Origin of the sequence: Halalkalibaculum sp. DA3122 (assembly GCF_043951865.1) — a bacterium.
GTDB lineage: Bacteria > Bacteroidota > Rhodothermia > Balneolales > Balneolaceae > JAMQKA01.
On sequence record NZ_JBINJF010000030.1, the window covers coordinates 18,322 to 34,268 of the forward strand.

Genomic DNA, 15,947 nt, shown 5'->3' on the forward strand with positions numbered 1-15,947 from the left:
TACAATATGTTGCGCCGGTGTTGAACTCGACGTCACTGTGAAATTAATTGCAAAACTCATTTGACAGGTCTGAATTTATGAACACAAATCCGGAAAATACGCGAACCGATAGGTCACTGCCGGCCCTCTGTTGGATTATTGCACTTCTTGTCGTTGTAATACCGTTGAGTTCGTGTAGCAGTGAATCGAATGATTCCGCCAGGTCTTCCCAGCATACTCCGCAAGAGCAATCATCGGGGGAATCGTCGCCGGATGAGCTTAATGCCCAGCAGTTGAGGACGGCTGCGCTTGAGGGAGAGATCGGGAAGGTACGCGCGGCGATAGAGGAGGGGATTGATGTGAATGCCTCCGATCAACGCGGCCGTACCGCCCTTATGCTGGCGGCCTTTAATGGACACACAGAAGTATCCCGGATTCTGCTGGAGGCGGGCGCCCGGGTGGAGGATAAAAATACGGAGGGGCGAACACCTCTGATCTTTGCTGCCAGTGGACCGTATGCTGAGACGGTTGAGCTTTTACTGGAGTGGGAGGCCGATCCCAATACCGCTGACCAGGTAGAAGGCTGGTCCGCTCTTATGTTTGCAGCAGCAGGAGGGCATGAGGAGGTAGTCAGTACCCTGCTGGAATATGATGCCGACACACAGCTGAAAGACAAGGATGGGGACACCGCCATAAAATTTGCCCGGGACAACAATCACCCGGAGGTGGTGTCACTTCTGGAGGAGAATAACACGCAGTAAATATCAGGAAGAGACCGGGGGGCTGTGTTTCTTTATGAAAGCCGGAATATGTTGATAGCGCACTCAAAGAGTTAATGTGAGGGGACGCCACAAAAATAAAAAATGAGTATCACTGTTTGGATGATCTCCGGATTTTGTTAAGTTCCCCGAAATCTGTTTATTAAGTTTATCTAACAAAAACAGGGAGGAATGGAACAAACACTCATATTTTGAGTTACAGGGAATGTAAACCTGAACATCACTTCTTGTCCTGTTATGGATATTACATCCTTTGATGATGACGACGTGCTTACCGATTATCTCACTGATTACCTGGATGGTAATTTAGACGCCACTGAAGTGGAGGTATTTGAAGAATACCTGGATCAAAATAAGCGAGAAAAGGAATTTACCTGTAAAGCCCGGAAGGGAAAACAAGCACTAAATTGGCTGGTAAAGCAGATGAATAATTATGAGAACATAGAATATAAACTGGCGACACAAATTGCTCTCGAAAAATTAAGGTCTGGTAAATCTGATACGATAAATCAGTAGGTAGAACGGCTGATTTATTCATTGACAGAGGGACTTGCCAACCTGTTCTTCATTTAAATTGTGCTCTCAGTATCTGGATGCGGCTGGTTTCATTCGCCAAAAGAGGGGAAGTATGCCGGAAGTTAAGTGTGGAATAGGTCCACCGATTGACTAACTTCCGCAGGAGTTTGGGATTTGTTTTGTTCGCACAAAGAAGGAATATTTTTGCCTGGGGAGCGGCTTTAATATTTTTGAGGAAGCCGTAACTCACGAACCAATTTCTTGGTGAGAAAAGCAGGTTTTAGTACTCCAACAACTGATTGATCTTTTCTTTCAGCCTGTGAGAAGCGAGATATCCCTCCTCCAGTCTCTTGTTGAAGGGGATGGGAGTGTCCAGGGAACCGCAGCGGATGAGGGGGGCATCCAGGTGTTCAAAGCACTGTTCATTGATCAGGGCTGAAAGCTCACTCATCGGTCCCAGGGTCAAGGAGGGCTCCTGTAGCAGCAAGGCTTTATTTGTTTTGATTATTGATGTCCTGACCGTTTCAAGATCAAGTGGATAGAGACATCGCAGATCTACAATTTCCAGTTCAACGCCCTTTCGTTCATACTCTTCGGCTATCTCGTATGCCCAGTGCACGCCCATCCCATAGGTTATAATGCTGGCGCTCGTCCCTTCTCTGCATATTGCGGCACTGCCGAGCTCTTCAGGTTGGCAGTGGTCATAAATTGTGGATTTAAGACTTCTGTAGAGCTTTTTATGCTCAAAAAAGAGAACGGGATTGGGATCCATCAGCGCACTGTAGAGTAGGTTTTGGGCATCTTGCACGGAGGACGGCACCACGATTTTCAGGCCGGCGTGCTGCATAAACCAGCCTTCCGGCGACTGCGAATGAAACGGCCCCGATCCCACGCCGGCACCGTGTGGAGCACGAATCGTAACATTGAGCGGTGGAGTCCATCGATAACGGGATTTTGCCAGATTATTGATCACCTGGTTAAAACCGCAGGATATAAAATCAGCGAACTGCATTTCAACGACCGGTTTGAAACCTTCCAGCGCCAACCCTATCGCCGTGCCCACTGCGCCTGATTCCATGGTCGGGGTATTGCGAATGCGCTCTTTGCCAAACTGTTCTACAAATCCCTCCGTTACCTTGAAGACGCCCCCGTATTCGGCAATATCCTGCCCAAGCATAATATAGGAGTCATCCTCCAGGAACGCCTGCCGAAGGGCGTTGCTTACAGCATCGACAAACCGTTGTTCAGATTGGGTTGCTCCTGGTTTAGCAGGGGAGGGAATTTCAGCCGAAGTAAAAACAGCAGCGGTCTCCTTCTCTTCATCAAATACGGGGTCATCCGCATTGAGAGCACGCTCCAGCTCATCCTCAAATAGTTGATCCACCTGGTCTGCAACAGCTGAAAATTCCTCTTCCGTGGTAACCAGTTTCTTGTTTTTTATCCATTTTTTCAGCTGGAGGATCGGGTCGCGCCGTTTCCATTCCTCAAACAGCTCATCAGGTATATAGGAGGTGCCCGAGGCCTCTTCATGTCCCCGCATGCGAAAGGTCTTGGCCTCTATCAGTACCGGCTGACCACGCAAGGCGGTTTTCCGGGCATCGGCCATTTCATCCATTACGTTAAAAATATTATTTCCGTCGATTTTGAGTCCCGCCAGTCCATAACCGATCGCCCGGTTCAACAAGTGCTGGCAGGCGTACTGTTCCGAGGTGGGGGTGGAGAGGGCGTACCCGTTGTTTTCGATCACAAAGATGACCGGAAGTTCCCAGACCGCCGCCAGGTTCAGGGCCTCGTGGAAGTCACCCTCACTGGTGGCGCCGTCGCCGCAAAAACTACAGACAACGGAACCGGTCTCTTTCATCCGTGATGCCAGAGCCAGCCCGTCCGCAACGGGCAGCGTGGCGGCCAGGTGTGAAATCATCCCCACAATCCGGTTGTCGAGGCTTCCAAAATGAAACGAGCGGTCTCGCCCATTAGTGAACCCGTCCGCCTTGCCGAGCAGCTGACAAAACAGCCTGTACAGATCGACCCCCCGCGTGGTAAACAATCCCAGGTTCCGGTGCATCGGCAGCAGATAATCTTCATCGCTGAGCGAGGCTGCCGCTCCTACGGAGATCGCCTCCTGCCCGATCCCTGAAAACCATTTGCTTATCTTTCCCTGCCGCAGAAGATTGATCATCCGCTCCTCAATACGCCGGGGCAGCAGCAGTTTTTTGTACAGTTCGACGGCCTCTTCTTTTGAAATATTTTTTGTGGGATGGATCATTTATTTAACAAAAAATTTCAGTAATTTGGATGCTGTTGGTCGGATCCGGTGGATCGACATATTCTGTTGTGATTCCGTGCTAATATGACCAGAATGATGAACAAACGAAATGCGGTCATTGAATTATATATCGGCTGCATCTGTTGCGGGGCATAGCGTATTATACATAAATTAGAAATTACAGAAACGTTACAACTGTTTGCGGCGGCAACTTCAGTGAAATGTTGAGAATAGCATTTCGGGAAGTTTTCAGTCGCATTTTTCATTTAGGGCACCTGCAGTGCACAACTTGAAAAGAATTTATTGTTAGATGGAAGCACTTGGTCGACAAATACTTGTTGAATATTATGATTGTGACGCAGAAAAGCTTAATGATGTCGATTTTATTGAGTCGGCATTCATTGAGGCTACGAAAGCCTCCAAAGCCACGATTATTACACACAATTTCCATAAATTCAGTCCCCATGGGGTCAGCGGTGTTATAGTTATTGCTGAATCCCATGTGGCCATTCATACCTGGCCGGAATACAAATACGCGGCTGTCGATATTTTCACATGTGGCGAAACGATCGATCCATGGATAATCCAGGAACACCTGAAGAATTCACTGGAGTCCCAAAACACGTCAAGCATGGAAATGAAGCGGGGGATGTTCAGGGTCAATCCCGGTGAGCGTCTCCTTTTTAAACCCAAATCCACACTTACAGAAAATTAACGGTTGTAATGAAAAAATCTTCACAGATGCAGGTTTCGCCACAGCTGATGGTTGACACGCCCAATATTTTTTGCCTGGTCAGGGGGGCATCGGAGGGGCGCACGCGGCTCAATGCGTTTGATAATGCCCTGCTGAACGCCGGCGTGGGCGATACCAACCTGATGCGCATGAGCAGTATTTTGCCGCCGGGAGCTGAGCAGTGTGCGATCCGTGATATGGATCTCCCGAAAGGTGGACTCATTCCGCTCGCCTATGCCACGATAGACTCTACCACACCCGGCCGCTTTATTTCTTCCGCCATTGCTGTCGGCATTCCTGAAGACCGCTCTGAACCGGGGGTGATCATGGAGTTTGAGGACCACAGCAAGCTGGAAAATGTGGAGGCTATCGCGCGCCAGATGGTGGTCGATGCGTTTGATTACCGGAAACGGAAGCTGAAAGAGATCAAATCGATCGGCATTGAGCACCAGGTCGAAACGTGTGGGGCCACGTTTGCTGCGGCTGTCTTGTGGTATGAGTAGTATGAGTAACAGAAAACTTGTCCAAAAAAACACTCTGATGCCCCGCTTTGTACCACGGGTGGGCTTCGAGTGACTGCTCGTCATTTCGTAAGAATTCTATAAATCCTAAAAAGACCGTTTGACGGATGACCACCTACAACGAGTATTACCATAAAAAGACCGGTTTAACAGTCGGGGTTAAGAATGTGCTTTTCTCGGAGCAGTCCGAATATCAGAAAGTGGAGGTGCTGGAAACCGACACCTGGGGCAATATGATGACGATCGACGGGATGGTCATGCTCTCGGAGAAGGATGAGTTTGTGTACCACGAGATGTTGAGTCATGTCGGGCTGTTTTCTCACCCGAAACCGGAACGGGTCCTGATAGTCGGCGGCGGCGATGGAGGCACGGCCCGCGAAGTGCTGCGGCACGACTCGGTTGTACAGGTCGATTTGGTGGAGATCGACAAGGTGGTGGTGCGCGCCTCAAAAAGATTTCTCCCGGAGGTGGGAGACTGGCAGAATCCCAGATTGAATGTCCTGTTTGAAGATGGCATACAGTTTGTCAACGGCGTCAAACTCCCGTATGATGTCATCATAATTGATGGCTCGGATCCGGTGGGACCGGCACAGGGACTGTTTGAGCATAACTTCCTCCGGTCGTGCCACAATGCATTGGCCGAAGATGGAGTGCTGGTCGCCCAAACCGAAAGCCCGTGGGTTAAATCCTATCACAGCAGCATAAAAAACGTATTCACCGCACTGGATGCTATGTTTGAGGTCTCAAAGATGTACCTGGCCTATATCCCACTCTACCCGGCGGGGATGTGGTCGTTTAGCTTCGGCAGTAAAGGTGTTGATCCGCTGACAGGGGATACAGTGCGACGGGTGGAAAAGGGCGTACGCCAGTTTGGGGAAAGGTTGAAATACTATAACAAGGATGTTCACATCGGCAGTTTTGCCCTGCCGAATTTTGTGCAGGATATTATCAGCTAAAAATAGTCATGCGTGGGAATAAAGAGGCGGTTTTGAACGATACCTTTTTAACCCAATATTTCTTTAAATAGACCTCAAATTACGACTCAAATCCTGCCTCTGAGTTGTGGAATTGTCGAACGCATCGTATTTATGTTCTTTATTCTTTAGTCAGAAAAGGGCAGTACGTTGCTTTATTATCCAGGTTCTTTTGCACAAATTAGCTGGCTCATGGAGCTTACAGATAAATATGTACTGGTGACCGGTGCCTCAAGGGGGATCGGCAAGAGTATATCCGCCAAGCTGTTGCAGGCGGGGGCAACCGTCACAGGTACGGCCCGCCGCTCCCCCTTTCCGGAAACGCTTGCACGGCACAGTGCATTTGAAGGTCTGCATGTAGATCTGGAGGATGAGGTTGAAACAGCCCGAATCCTTAAACCACTGTTTCAGCAAAGGCCGGCTCCGAATGTACTGGTTAACAACGCAGGTATTTTTGAAGATGCCGATTTGGGTTCGGATGACGACCGCTGGCTGCAGAACTGGGACAGGACGTGCCAGGTTAATTTGCGAGCACCCGCTTTGCTCTCAAAATGGGCGGTAAACTGCTGGATAAAACAGGGGGAGGGAGTGCTGGTCAATATAGCTTCGCGGGCGGCTTACCGGGGAGATACGCAGGAATACGCGGCATACGCGGCCTCGAAAGGGGGGCTGGTGGCCTTTACCAAAAGTATTGCACGCGACTACGGCACCAGAGGGATCGTCGCCTACTCTGTGGCTCCCGGATTTACAAAGACAGATATGGCCGCCGACTCGATTGAGATTTACGGGGAAGATTACCTGAAGGAGGGGATGGCCTTCGATGAGATAACATCCCCGGAAGAGGTAGCCGAGCTGGTCACGTTTTTGGCCTCCGGCAAAGTGAAACATATGACCGGCTCAACATTCCATATAAATGGTGGTTCCTACATGATCTGAATTATTTAATTATACCTAATAAAAGGTGCGGCGAACTGGCGGACCGTGCAGCACTTACTTTACGTAGCAAAATCGATATACAACTATGAGTGACTATAACTGGATTGAAACTTCTCAACCCGATTTCCGATTGCGTTTTGCCAATGAAAGAGACATCCCCTTGATCCATGCTTTTATAAAGGATCTCGCCGATTATGAGAATCTGGAGGACGAGGTCGTTTCCACAGAGGAGTTGTTGCGCCAAAACCTGTTCGGAGATCGATCGTACGCCGAGGTTATCCTCGGATTTGAAGAAGACCGGCCCGCCGGATTTGCCCTGTTTTTCCATAACTTTTCCACATTCGTGGGGAAACCGGGCATCTATCTTGAAGATCTCTACGTAAAAAAAGAGATGCGCGGCAATGGGTATGGCAAAGTATTTTTGAGATACCTGGCCCGGCTGGCCAATCACCGCGACTGCGGTCGGCTGGAATGGGCCGTCCAGGAATGGAATGAGCGTGCAATCGGTTTTTACGAGAGCCTGGGAGCACGCCAAAAAGAGGAGTGGACGGTCTACCAGCTTGCCGGATCCAGGCTGAAACAGCTGGGTAACTCTTTCGACAATCACCGTTAGGACGGGTAGCAGATGGATATAAAAGAACGCAAAAAGGATCATGTGGATCTGACCGTTTCGGGTGGAATGGGATACGACCGGACGGCGGGTTTTGAGCAGTTCGACTTCAGGCACAACGCCCTGCCGGAGGTGGATATCAGGGAGGTCAGCACCGAGGCCCGGCTGCTGGGACGTACGTTTTCATTTCCCCTGTTTATCTCCTCCATGACCGGAGGCTATACCGACGCAGGAGCCGTGAACGCCATTATCGCCGAATTTTGCGAAGCGTACAATCTGCCGTTTGGAGTCGGGAGCCAGCGGGCCATGCTGGAAAACCCGGATCAAAAAAGCACCTTTTCCATCGTGCGTGAAAAAGCCCCCAACGCATTTATCGCCTCGAATATAGGAGGGGCGCAGCTGGTGGGGGGGCTGCCGGCCCACAAGCTTGAACTTATGATCGATACCATCGAAGCGGATGCGGTGATCGTGCATTTGAACCCCCTGCAGGAGCTTATGCAGCCAGAAGGAGATCGAAATTTTAAAGGTGTTGAGTCGGGTATCGCTCAACTGGTGAAGGACAGCGCGGTTCCTGTAATTGTAAAAGAAACGGGAGCGGGAATTTCAGCCGAGGTGGCCGAGAGATTGCTGGACTGTGGCGTTTCGGTCATCGATATCGCCGGGGCAGGGGGAACGAGCTGGGCAAAGGTTGAAAATGAACGGGCTTCCAACAAAACTCCGGATGAAGCATTTAACGAGTGGGGTATTCCAACCCTCGGGTGCCTGCTGGAGGTGCGCACACTGAAAGAGCAATACGACTTTGAACTGATCGCTTCAGGGGGCGTACGAAGCAGCTTTGATCTAATAAAATCGGTGTGTCTGGGAGCCGATTTCGGGGCTGCGGCCCAGCCGATCATACAGAGCGTCGTAAATGGAGGCTATCAAGGGATTGAGGCGCTTTACAAAAAATGGCAATATCAGGCCAAAGTCATCCTTACCTTGGTGGGGGCCGAAACGATTGAATCACTCTCGGGAGAAAATATTATTCATTCCTGAAACGGTTCTTACATCCTTCCTTAAATTCATTATATTTGCATCTAAAAAATCAGGTAAACCGAGTTTTTTTGGAAAGCACGCTGAAGCATCAAAATTTAACGACGTTGATTAACCGGGAGTTGACCCAGCTCGCGCTTCCGGAAGAACCATCCCAACTCTATGATCCGGTTCGGTATACGCTGAACCTGGGAGGCAAGCGAACCCGGCCCTTGTTTACGCTGATCAGTTGTGGCATGTGCAATGGCGACCCGGAGGAGGCGGTACCAGCGGCCCTTGCGATCGAACTTCTTCACAATTTTACGCTCTTGCACGACGATATTATGGATGCGGCCGATACCCGCCGCGGGGAACTGAGTGTATTTAAAAAATGGGATTCCTCCACGGCCATCTTGTCCGGCGATGTAATGTATGCGTACGCCTTCAAGCAGTTGCAGTATTATGGGGGGGGCGACCTATACTCGAAACAGCAGTATGCAACGATCATGGATATTTTCCTGGAGAGCGCGGAAACCGTTTGTGAAGGCCAGGCGTTTGATCTGGAATACTCCGATCGCATCGACGTATCCATCGATGAATACTTAAAGATGATCCGGGGCAAAACGGCAGCGCTCATCAGTGGTTCGCTGATGCTGGGAGGCGCGGTGGCCGGTGTTGAACAGCGCGAACTGGAACGCCTGCGCGAAATTGGAAGGGAAACGGGGACTGCCTTCCAAATACAGGATGATCTGCTGGATGTAATAGCCGATCCTTCCAAGTTTGGTAAAACACCGGGTGGAGATATTATGGAAGGCAAGAAAACATATCTCTCGATTCTTGCGTTAGAGGAGGGGAACCAGAAGCAGCAGAAGTTTATACAAGAAGTATTATCGTCAAAGGATAATGCTGAAGAAGAGATCGTTGAAGTTATCCAGCTATACGAAGCGTTGGGTGTTGTCGAGAAAACAAAGAAGACGATTGAAAAACACTACACAAAAGCGGTCGCTCTGCTCGACCGGTTTCCGGATTCGGATTTTAAAGACGACTTAATAACCTATTTTAATAAACTGAAAAAAAGAGAATTTTGAATCTACTCAATATGAAAGTCAGATACACGCACTTCGCATTTATCGGCGCTGTCGCAGTAGCAATACTTTTTTCGGCCTGCTCAAAACAAAACTATATTCAGCGGGGCGATTCTCTTCCCGAAGCCTACAAAAAATCGATGCGGCTTTTTCAACTGGGGGATTATACCGAGGCGGTAGACGCGTTTGAGACGGTATTCAGCCTGGGCCGTGGTACCGAGTACGCCAGGAATGCGCAGTACTATCTCGCCGAATCCCATTTCAACAATGAAAATTACTTGTTGGCGGCTTCTGAATATGAACGCTATGCTTCCCTGTTTCCACGGTCTGAGCGCCGTGAAGAGGTCGACTTTAAAGAAGCCTATTGTTACTACGAACTGAGCCCCCGTTACAGGCTGGATCAAACATATACCCACCGTGCTATTGAAAAGTTTAATCTGTTTGAATCCAGGTATCCGGACTCCGAGCGCCTGCCTCAGATTGCCGAGTACGTGGACGAGATGCGGGCCAAACTGGCGCACAAAATGTATAACGCAGCTGATCTTTACATGCGGATCGACGAATATGAAGCGGCCGCAATCTATTACGGGCTCACCATCGATCAATACCCGGAAACAGCGTGGGCTGAGCAGGCACTTGTTGACCAGATCAATGCTTACAACACCTACGCGGCTAACAGTGTCAGTTCCAAGCAGCAGGAGCGGTACCAGAAAGCGGTGGAGAGCTATGAAAAATACCTGCAGCTGTTTCCACAGGGAGAACACCGCTCCCTGGCGGATGAATATGTGGATGAGGCTCGTGTAGCCCTGGCTCAGCTGGAAGATACCTCCTCTGAGGAAGATACTGCAAGCACACCTACTGCCAGCATAAATGAGCGCTAACCATGCCTGATCGCATCGGCTTGTTCGGCGGGACGTTCGACCCGGTTCACGCGGGTCACGTCGCGATCGTGGAATCTTTTCTCGAAAGCGGTCTCATCGATGAGCTCTGGGTGATACCGGCTCCCACGCCGCCCCATAAAACAGATCAACACATCACCAGCTTCGAACACCGAAAAAGGATGCTGGAACAGGCGTTTGACCATATAAAAGGGGTTCGGATCACAGATATTGAGGAGAGACTGCCACAGCCGTCCTATACGATTCACACCATTCAATATCTAAAACAAAAGTATCCTGAAAAGAAATTTTACCTGTGTATCGGAGAAGATTCGCTTGCGGATTTTTCCTCATGGTACAAGCCCGAAAAAATTGTACAAATCTGCGACCTGCTGGTGGCTGAACGCCCTGACAGCAACTCGCGGGATCAGCAAAATAATTTCCTGGAAAATGCCCGATTTGTTAAACATACGCCAGTGGATATCTCCTCGACCGAGCTGCGGGAACGGTTGAAAGAAGACGGGAAAAGCCTGGAAAAGGACCTGCCGCCGGATGTATTAAGCTACATCCGCGATAATGACCTGTACAACGATTAGGATCGAGTGATGAAGAGAAATACTTTTCTGAAGTTTATGGGGCTCTCGGGGCTTTCGGGGCTTGCAGCCGGCTTTTCTCCGGGATTGTTGTCGGGTCTGCAGAAGCCATATATCAAACCACCCCGGCTTTCCAAAGGGGATACGATCGGCTTAATCAGCCCCGGATTTATCATCCCGGAAAGGGACCGGTACGGCGAGATACAGGAGACGCTCCAAAATCTTGGCTTTGAGATTCAAGTAGGGAAACACGCCCTCAACAGGCATGGCTACTTTGCGGGAAAGGACCGGGAAAGGGCAAGTGACCTGAACAGGATGTTCCGGGATCCCGGGATCGATGCCATTATACCTTTTCGCGGAGGATGGGGCTCCAACCGGATACTGCAATATATCGATTTTGATGCAATTGGGGAGAACCCCAAACCCCTAATCGGATTTAGTGATATTACAACGCTGTTGCTCTCGATATACGCCAAAACAGGGCTGGTAACATTCCACGGTCCGGTGGGAAAGTCGGAGTGGACCGACTTTACGTATCGTCATTTTCGCACGGCGGTGATGCAGTGTGAGGGATTTTCACTTCAAAATCCGGCTGTTCAACCGAGTATTCCAATTCGAACGGGCAGGGCAGAGGGACCACTGCTCGGGGGAAACCTTTCGGTGCTGACCTCGATGCTCGGTTCTGAATATCTGCCTGACTTTGAAGGTGCTATTTTATTCCTGGAAGATGTTGGAGAGGATGTATACCGTATTGATCGCATGCTGACGCAGCTTAAACTCAACGGCATTTTTGACCAGATCGGGGGCCTGGTATTTGGTCAGTGCACAAACTGTACCCCGGGGAATAGCTACAGCTTTTCGCTTGAGGAGATACTGGATGACCATATTCTGCCCCTGAACATTCCTGCCTGCAGGGGAGCGATGATCGGTCATATCGATAACATGTTTACCCTTCCTGTGGGGCTCCCTGCCACATTAGACGCCGGTTCGGGGATGATTACGTTTAATGAGCCTGCCGTTGGATAACGTCCGGCAATTCAATTTTTAGCTGCATTTCGCCAGCGTTAAAAGGACCGTTGCAGAATCTACCATTTTGCCGGGAGGTAAGGTTGTACCGCCGTCCTTGTTACCCCTTTAAACGGGAGTGCAACTCCCTCACAACGGCGAATTGAGAATTTTGCATAATCCTCTTATAATTAATTATTTCTAATGTTTTATTTATATGATATTTTACATATATCATATAAATAAAATAGTGTGAAAGGAATGACGGCTTCCGACCAGTACTATGCTGCAAAAAAATAATGCGGCTCTTGCGTTGTTATAATCGGGTTTTCACCCTGTTAGCGAGGTGACACTTTCTCAGTACGTGTTCATACGCACGGTTCAATGTTGTTTAGCCTGGGACTCCAGGCGTCCATTCCATTCGCAGCAAAACGAAAGACTTGGCACCAGTTCTTTAAAAATGAAGTAAAACGGCTTGGGATAATAAAATGAAAAAAATAAATATTTTAATCGCTGAAGACAACAGGATCAACCAGGTGGTGACGCAGAAAATACTTGAACGTGAAGGTTTCTCCGTTTCTGTAGTTGAAACAGGATTGGAAGCGGTAAAAGCTGTTAAAAACAACCGGTATGATGTCGTATTAATGGATATCCAGATGCCGGAGATGAACGGCTATGAGGCCACAGCTGAAATTCGAAAACAGCAACAGGGAGACGATGAGAGCCCTGTTATTATCGCACTGACTGCAAGTGGAATGGAGACCGAAAAGAAGGCCTGCATGGATGCCGGAATGGATGGATACCTGAGCAAGCCGATCAACAAAAACAAGTTAATCAAAACATTAATGGAGCTGGAAGGCGATATATTTCACATGGCCTGAGAGTAGAGAGGTTGAAAGTCGTTGGCCAATATCACTCTGCCTCAGGGTAACGCCACATATTTTCGCAGGATCCATTCGGCCCCGAGCAATATGATGACGATAACAAACCAAAAAGGGTGCTGATTCGGATAAAAAAGCTGCGTTTCAACATGTTGCTGCTCCTCCATCAGTCCGCGATCATCCATGTCTTGCCAGAGAGTATGGGCCTCCTGGTAGGTATAAAACTGCCCGCCGGTTTCCCCGGCGATTTGACGAAGAAGCTCATCATTCCGAACGGTATTTACATACTCAATATTTGAGCCACTCACGGAAAACTCTCCGCTCTGCGTATCTATGGTTCGATTGCCCTTTTTGGCAGTGGCTTCGAATTCATAGATCCCCTCTGGAAGAGCTCCTATCTCCAGCTGGTATTGGCCACCGCCCGTATTTTCCATGTTGTAGAGCCTGGATTCCACCTGCTCACCGGTTAACGTCAGGGTTATCACCCCTTCATTTTCGACCTCACCACTTTCATTGGTCAGGAAGGCATTAAATGATACCGGCTCGTTTCCGGTAAAATTTTTTTGGTCAGGTTGTATTTTGAGTCTCCGGTTGTCAGGTTGGGTGGCGGTCCAGCTCACGGTATTGAATATTAGATTTTCAATAAATTCCCGGGCCTGTGGATTAGTACTCTGGGCAATTCGATACCATCCAAAAGCGTTCAGCTGGGCCCGACGCAGATTCCCGACCTGCTGCAGGGCTACCAGCGGTTCACCGGTCGCTGTTCCCTGGAACCGGCTGTTGTAAAGCACGGTTGAACCCGGTGATAAATTCAATCCCCGGATGGGGCTGTAGATAGTCGGGAGACGGTCGTAGGAAACCTCCGGGAGTTCCATGACGGGGTGCTCGGAGGCCTCCACAGCAGCGGCCAGGTTCACTTCCACAGCACTGTTGTTGTCGGGGTTGGATATCGGGAGCACGGACTCGGAAGAGGGCAGGTTTTCGAGCCGAGTTCCGGGTGTTGGGAATATAACTGCAGGCACAGAATCCATGATATTTTCTACGCGGGAGGCCAGCTGTGATGAGATCCCCCGTCCGGGATAGCCGTGCAGAATCACTAAATCAAGAGTATCGGCATCGATGTTGAGATCGCCGCTGATAAACCGGTTCCCGCCCAGCCAGGTGCGGGTGCTCAGCTGTGAATTTTCATCCTGCATCAGCAGGGTACGAACCATCCGTACATCCGGGTGGATTTCGAACGCGAGGCTTAGAATACGCTGCCTGTCATCAAGGACCTCGATGGAAAACGGCTGGACGTTGTTGGCTTCCGTCCATTCATTCTCTTTGGGCGGAATCGCTATCTCGAATTGCTGCAATCCTTCCTCCTTCAGCTGAAGATCAAAAGCGATTGTATGTGATGAAATGGAGCTCGTCGGTGTTACTGTTTCTGACTGAAGGACCTCTCCATCTGATATGAGCTGTACCTGGAATGGCTCTCCCCCGAAACCCTGGTTCAGCAGGGTCACCTCGACAGGATGAGCAGAGTTAAGATAGCCCGTGGCATTGGTTACGATGTTCTGCACCACCAGGTCTTGAAGTCGGCTGGTGTCGCCCAGGGCAACAGTAAAAACCGGGATATCCAGCTCCCGGGATAAAAAGACGGGATTTTGTCCCTGGTTAAAGATTCCATCGGTAAACAGCACGGCGGCACGGGCATCACGCTGATTGTTCCTTATGATTTCAAGGCTTTGGTTGAGGTTGGTCTTGCTCCCGTCAAATGAGAGGCTGTCCGGATGGCTGAGAACTACTTGGTCACCGAATGAAAAGAAGCGGAAATCAAGGCGATCTATAGCCTGAAAGTTCAGGTCCGCAATGGTCCGCCGGTAGTCCCCGGTTCCCTCGTAGTCGCCCTTGTTGATTGAAACGCTGGCAGAATTGTCGAACATCACCAATACTTCCGGATTGTTATACTGTGTCAGTTCGGACCGGAACAGCGGGTTCAGCAGTAGCAGGAGCAACAGCAGAAATGTAAGCCCCCGGAGCGTGATGAGTCCATATCGATACAACGGCCGAATCGCCTTGAAATCCTTATAAGACCACCAGGCGATGCCCAGCGTTGCGGCGATGAGCAGCAGGTAAACCCAGCTGGGTAGTCCCGATTGGAAGCCTTGAAAGACAAAATCCACAATGTTGTTCTGTTAGGCCGTTTCGATCAGTTTGTCAATAAGCTTGTCGGTGGTTAAGCCTTCAGCCTCGGCGGCGTAGTTATTGATGATGCGATGGCGTAATACCGGTTTGGCAAGGGCCTGGATGTCTTCTTCCGTCACGTTAAACCGCCCGTTCATCAGCGCACGTGCCTTCCCGCCCAGGATCAGGAATTGAGAAGCCCTGGGTCCGGCTCCCCAGCTCAGATATTTGTTCACAAAATCGGGGGCAATATCAGAGGTCGGTCTTGACATCGTGACCATCCGGACCGCATAGTTGAGCACGCTTTCGGGAACAGGAACCTCCAGCACCAGTTCCTGTAGTTCCTGAATCTGGGAAGACTCCAATACTGATTCGACCTGCACATCCTGGGGTGCCGTGGTTTGGCTTACGATATCCATCTCCTCATCCAGGGAGGGGTAGTCGAGCCAGAGATTAAACATAAAACGATCCAGCTGGGCCTCGGGCAGGGGATAGGTTCCTTCCTGTTCGATGGGGTTTTGAGTAGCCAGCACAAAAAAGGGGCGGTCCAGGTCGTACGTATTTCCAGCGGCTGTTACATGGTATTCCTGCATCCCCTCCAGCAGGGCGGCCTGTGTTTTGGGAGGGGTCCGGTTGATCTCATCGGCCAAAATGATGTTGGCGAAGATTGGCCCTTTCACGAACTTAAACGTCTTGCCCCCGGTCTGCCGGTCCTCCTCCACAATTTCGGTGCCGGTGATATCGCCCGGCATCAGGTCGGGGGTGAACTGAATGCGACTGAAAGAAAGATTGAGGGTTTGGGCGACGGTTCGAATCAACAACGTTTTGGCCAGGCCGGGAACTCCCACGAGTACGCAATGTCCCCGTGAAAAAAGGCATACCAGCAGTTGATCAATAATCGTTTTTTGCCCGACTACCACCTTGCCAATCTGATGTTTAATATTTTCAACTGATTCCTGGAAGAAATCGACCGCCTCAACAGGTTCATCTGGAATGGGTTTCATGAAGTAATAA

At 49.9% G+C, this 15,947-nt stretch carries 16 protein-coding genes; 13 read left to right on the forward strand and 3 right to left on the reverse strand.

Annotated features, from left to right (window positions below):
- Positions 1-77 precede the first annotated feature (77 nt).
- Complete coding sequence (locus ACG2F4_RS15885) at positions 78-740, forward strand: ankyrin repeat domain-containing protein (protein ID WP_395261870.1); 663 nt, start codon at positions 78-80, stop codon at positions 738-740.
- A gap of 255 nt (positions 741-995) precedes the next feature.
- Entirely contained in the window at positions 996-1,274 is a 279-nt protein-coding gene (locus tag ACG2F4_RS15890; RefSeq protein ID WP_395261871.1) for a hypothetical protein, read from the forward strand.
- Between the two features lie 280 nt (positions 1,275-1,554).
- Here the strand turns inward: ACG2F4_RS15890 and ACG2F4_RS15895 are convergent, their stop codons facing one another.
- Positions 1,555-3,540 (reverse strand): thiamine pyrophosphate-dependent enzyme, encoded by a 1,986-nt coding sequence (locus tag ACG2F4_RS15895; protein ID WP_395261872.1) that lies wholly within the window; start codon positions 3,538-3,540, stop codon positions 1,555-1,557.
- Positions 3,541-3,850: 310 nt separating this feature from the next.
- Between ACG2F4_RS15895 and speD the strand changes: the two genes are divergently transcribed.
- The 11 genes from speD to ACG2F4_RS15950 all read left to right on the forward strand — a co-directional run bounded on the left by speD (position 3,851) and on the right by ACG2F4_RS15950 (position 12,767).
- Complete coding sequence (speD, locus tag ACG2F4_RS15900) at positions 3,851-4,255, forward strand: adenosylmethionine decarboxylase (RefSeq protein ID WP_395261873.1); 405 nt, start codon at positions 3,851-3,853, stop codon at positions 4,253-4,255.
- Between the two features lie 8 nt (positions 4,256-4,263).
- The gene (locus tag ACG2F4_RS15905; RefSeq protein WP_395261874.1) at positions 4,264-4,776 is read left to right on the forward strand and encodes a pyruvoyl-dependent arginine decarboxylase; all 513 of its coding nucleotides are present in this window, start codon (positions 4,264-4,266) and stop codon (positions 4,774-4,776) included.
- 125 nt (positions 4,777-4,901) lie between these two features.
- Positions 4,902-5,750, forward strand: a complete 849-nt coding sequence (gene speE, locus ACG2F4_RS15910) for a polyamine aminopropyltransferase (protein WP_395261875.1) — start codon at positions 4,902-4,904, stop codon at positions 5,748-5,750.
- Positions 5,751-5,960: 210 nt separating this feature from the next.
- Complete coding sequence (locus ACG2F4_RS15915; protein ID WP_395261876.1) at positions 5,961-6,704, forward strand: SDR family NAD(P)-dependent oxidoreductase; 744 nt, start codon at positions 5,961-5,963, stop codon at positions 6,702-6,704.
- Between the two features lie 85 nt (positions 6,705-6,789).
- Positions 6,790-7,317, forward strand: a complete 528-nt coding sequence (locus ACG2F4_RS15920) for a GNAT family N-acetyltransferase (RefSeq protein WP_395261877.1) — start codon at positions 6,790-6,792, stop codon at positions 7,315-7,317.
- A gap of 12 nt (positions 7,318-7,329) precedes the next feature.
- On the forward strand, positions 7,330-8,349 hold the full coding sequence (fni, locus tag ACG2F4_RS15925; RefSeq protein WP_395261878.1) for a type 2 isopentenyl-diphosphate Delta-isomerase: 1,020 nt from the start codon (positions 7,330-7,332) through the stop codon (positions 8,347-8,349).
- A gap of 68 nt (positions 8,350-8,417) precedes the next feature.
- The gene (locus tag ACG2F4_RS15930; RefSeq protein ID WP_395261879.1) at positions 8,418-9,413 is read left to right on the forward strand and encodes a polyprenyl synthetase family protein; all 996 of its coding nucleotides are present in this window, start codon (positions 8,418-8,420) and stop codon (positions 9,411-9,413) included.
- Positions 9,414-9,424: 11 nt separating this feature from the next.
- A complete protein-coding gene (locus tag ACG2F4_RS15935) occupies positions 9,425-10,291 on the forward strand; it encodes an outer membrane protein assembly factor BamD (RefSeq protein ID WP_395261880.1) in 867 nt (288 codons plus the stop codon).
- A gap of 2 nt (positions 10,292-10,293) precedes the next feature.
- A complete protein-coding gene (gene nadD, locus ACG2F4_RS15940) occupies positions 10,294-10,884 on the forward strand; it encodes a nicotinate (nicotinamide) nucleotide adenylyltransferase (protein WP_395261881.1) in 591 nt (196 codons plus the stop codon).
- 9 nt (positions 10,885-10,893) lie between these two features.
- The gene (locus ACG2F4_RS15945; protein ID WP_395261882.1) at positions 10,894-11,907 is read left to right on the forward strand and encodes an LD-carboxypeptidase; all 1,014 of its coding nucleotides are present in this window, start codon (positions 10,894-10,896) and stop codon (positions 11,905-11,907) included.
- Between the two features lie 467 nt (positions 11,908-12,374).
- Positions 12,375-12,767, forward strand: coding sequence for a response regulator (locus ACG2F4_RS15950; RefSeq protein WP_395261883.1), 393 nt, complete (start codon positions 12,375-12,377; stop codon positions 12,765-12,767).
- Between the two features lie 41 nt (positions 12,768-12,808).
- Here ACG2F4_RS15950 and ACG2F4_RS15955 read toward each other — a convergent pair whose 3' ends face one another.
- Positions 12,809-14,932, reverse strand: coding sequence for a CARDB domain-containing protein (locus tag ACG2F4_RS15955; RefSeq protein WP_395261884.1), 2,124 nt, complete (start codon positions 14,930-14,932; stop codon positions 12,809-12,811).
- 12 nt (positions 14,933-14,944) lie between these two features.
- Positions 14,945-15,937 (reverse strand): AAA family ATPase, encoded by a 993-nt coding sequence (locus tag ACG2F4_RS15960; RefSeq protein WP_395261885.1) that lies wholly within the window; start codon positions 15,935-15,937, stop codon positions 14,945-14,947.
- Positions 15,938-15,947 lie beyond the last annotated feature (10 nt).

Coding starts and splice junctions, on each gene's coding strand:
- ACG2F4_RS15950 (WP_395261883.1), top strand. CDS start 12,375: ATGAAAAAAATAAATATTTTAATCGCTGAAGACAACAGGATCAACCAG.
- fni (WP_395261878.1), top strand. CDS start 7,330: ATGGATATAAAAGAACGCAAAAAGGATCATGTGGATCTGACCGTTTCG.
- ACG2F4_RS15895 (WP_395261872.1), bottom strand. CDS start 3,540: ATGATCCATCCCACAAAAAATATTTCAAAAGAAGAGGCCGTCGAACTG.
- ACG2F4_RS15915 (WP_395261876.1), top strand. CDS start 5,961: ATGGAGCTTACAGATAAATATGTACTGGTGACCGGTGCCTCAAGGGGG.
- ACG2F4_RS15920 (WP_395261877.1), top strand. CDS start 6,790: ATGAGTGACTATAACTGGATTGAAACTTCTCAACCCGATTTCCGATTG.
- ACG2F4_RS15945 (WP_395261882.1), top strand. CDS start 10,894: ATGAAGAGAAATACTTTTCTGAAGTTTATGGGGCTCTCGGGGCTTTCG.
- speE (WP_395261875.1), top strand. CDS start 4,902: ATGACCACCTACAACGAGTATTACCATAAAAAGACCGGTTTAACAGTC.
- ACG2F4_RS15935 (WP_395261880.1), top strand. CDS start 9,425: ATGAAAGTCAGATACACGCACTTCGCATTTATCGGCGCTGTCGCAGTA.
- nadD (WP_395261881.1), top strand. CDS start 10,294: ATGCCTGATCGCATCGGCTTGTTCGGCGGGACGTTCGACCCGGTTCAC.
- speD (WP_395261873.1), top strand. CDS start 3,851: ATGGAAGCACTTGGTCGACAAATACTTGTTGAATATTATGATTGTGAC.
- ACG2F4_RS15960 (WP_395261885.1), bottom strand. CDS start 15,937: ATGAAACCCATTCCAGATGAACCTGTTGAGGCGGTCGATTTCTTCCAG.
- ACG2F4_RS15905 (WP_395261874.1), top strand. CDS start 4,264: ATGAAAAAATCTTCACAGATGCAGGTTTCGCCACAGCTGATGGTTGAC.
- ACG2F4_RS15885 (WP_395261870.1), top strand. CDS start 78: ATGAACACAAATCCGGAAAATACGCGAACCGATAGGTCACTGCCGGCC.
- ACG2F4_RS15890 (WP_395261871.1), top strand. CDS start 996: ATGGATATTACATCCTTTGATGATGACGACGTGCTTACCGATTATCTC.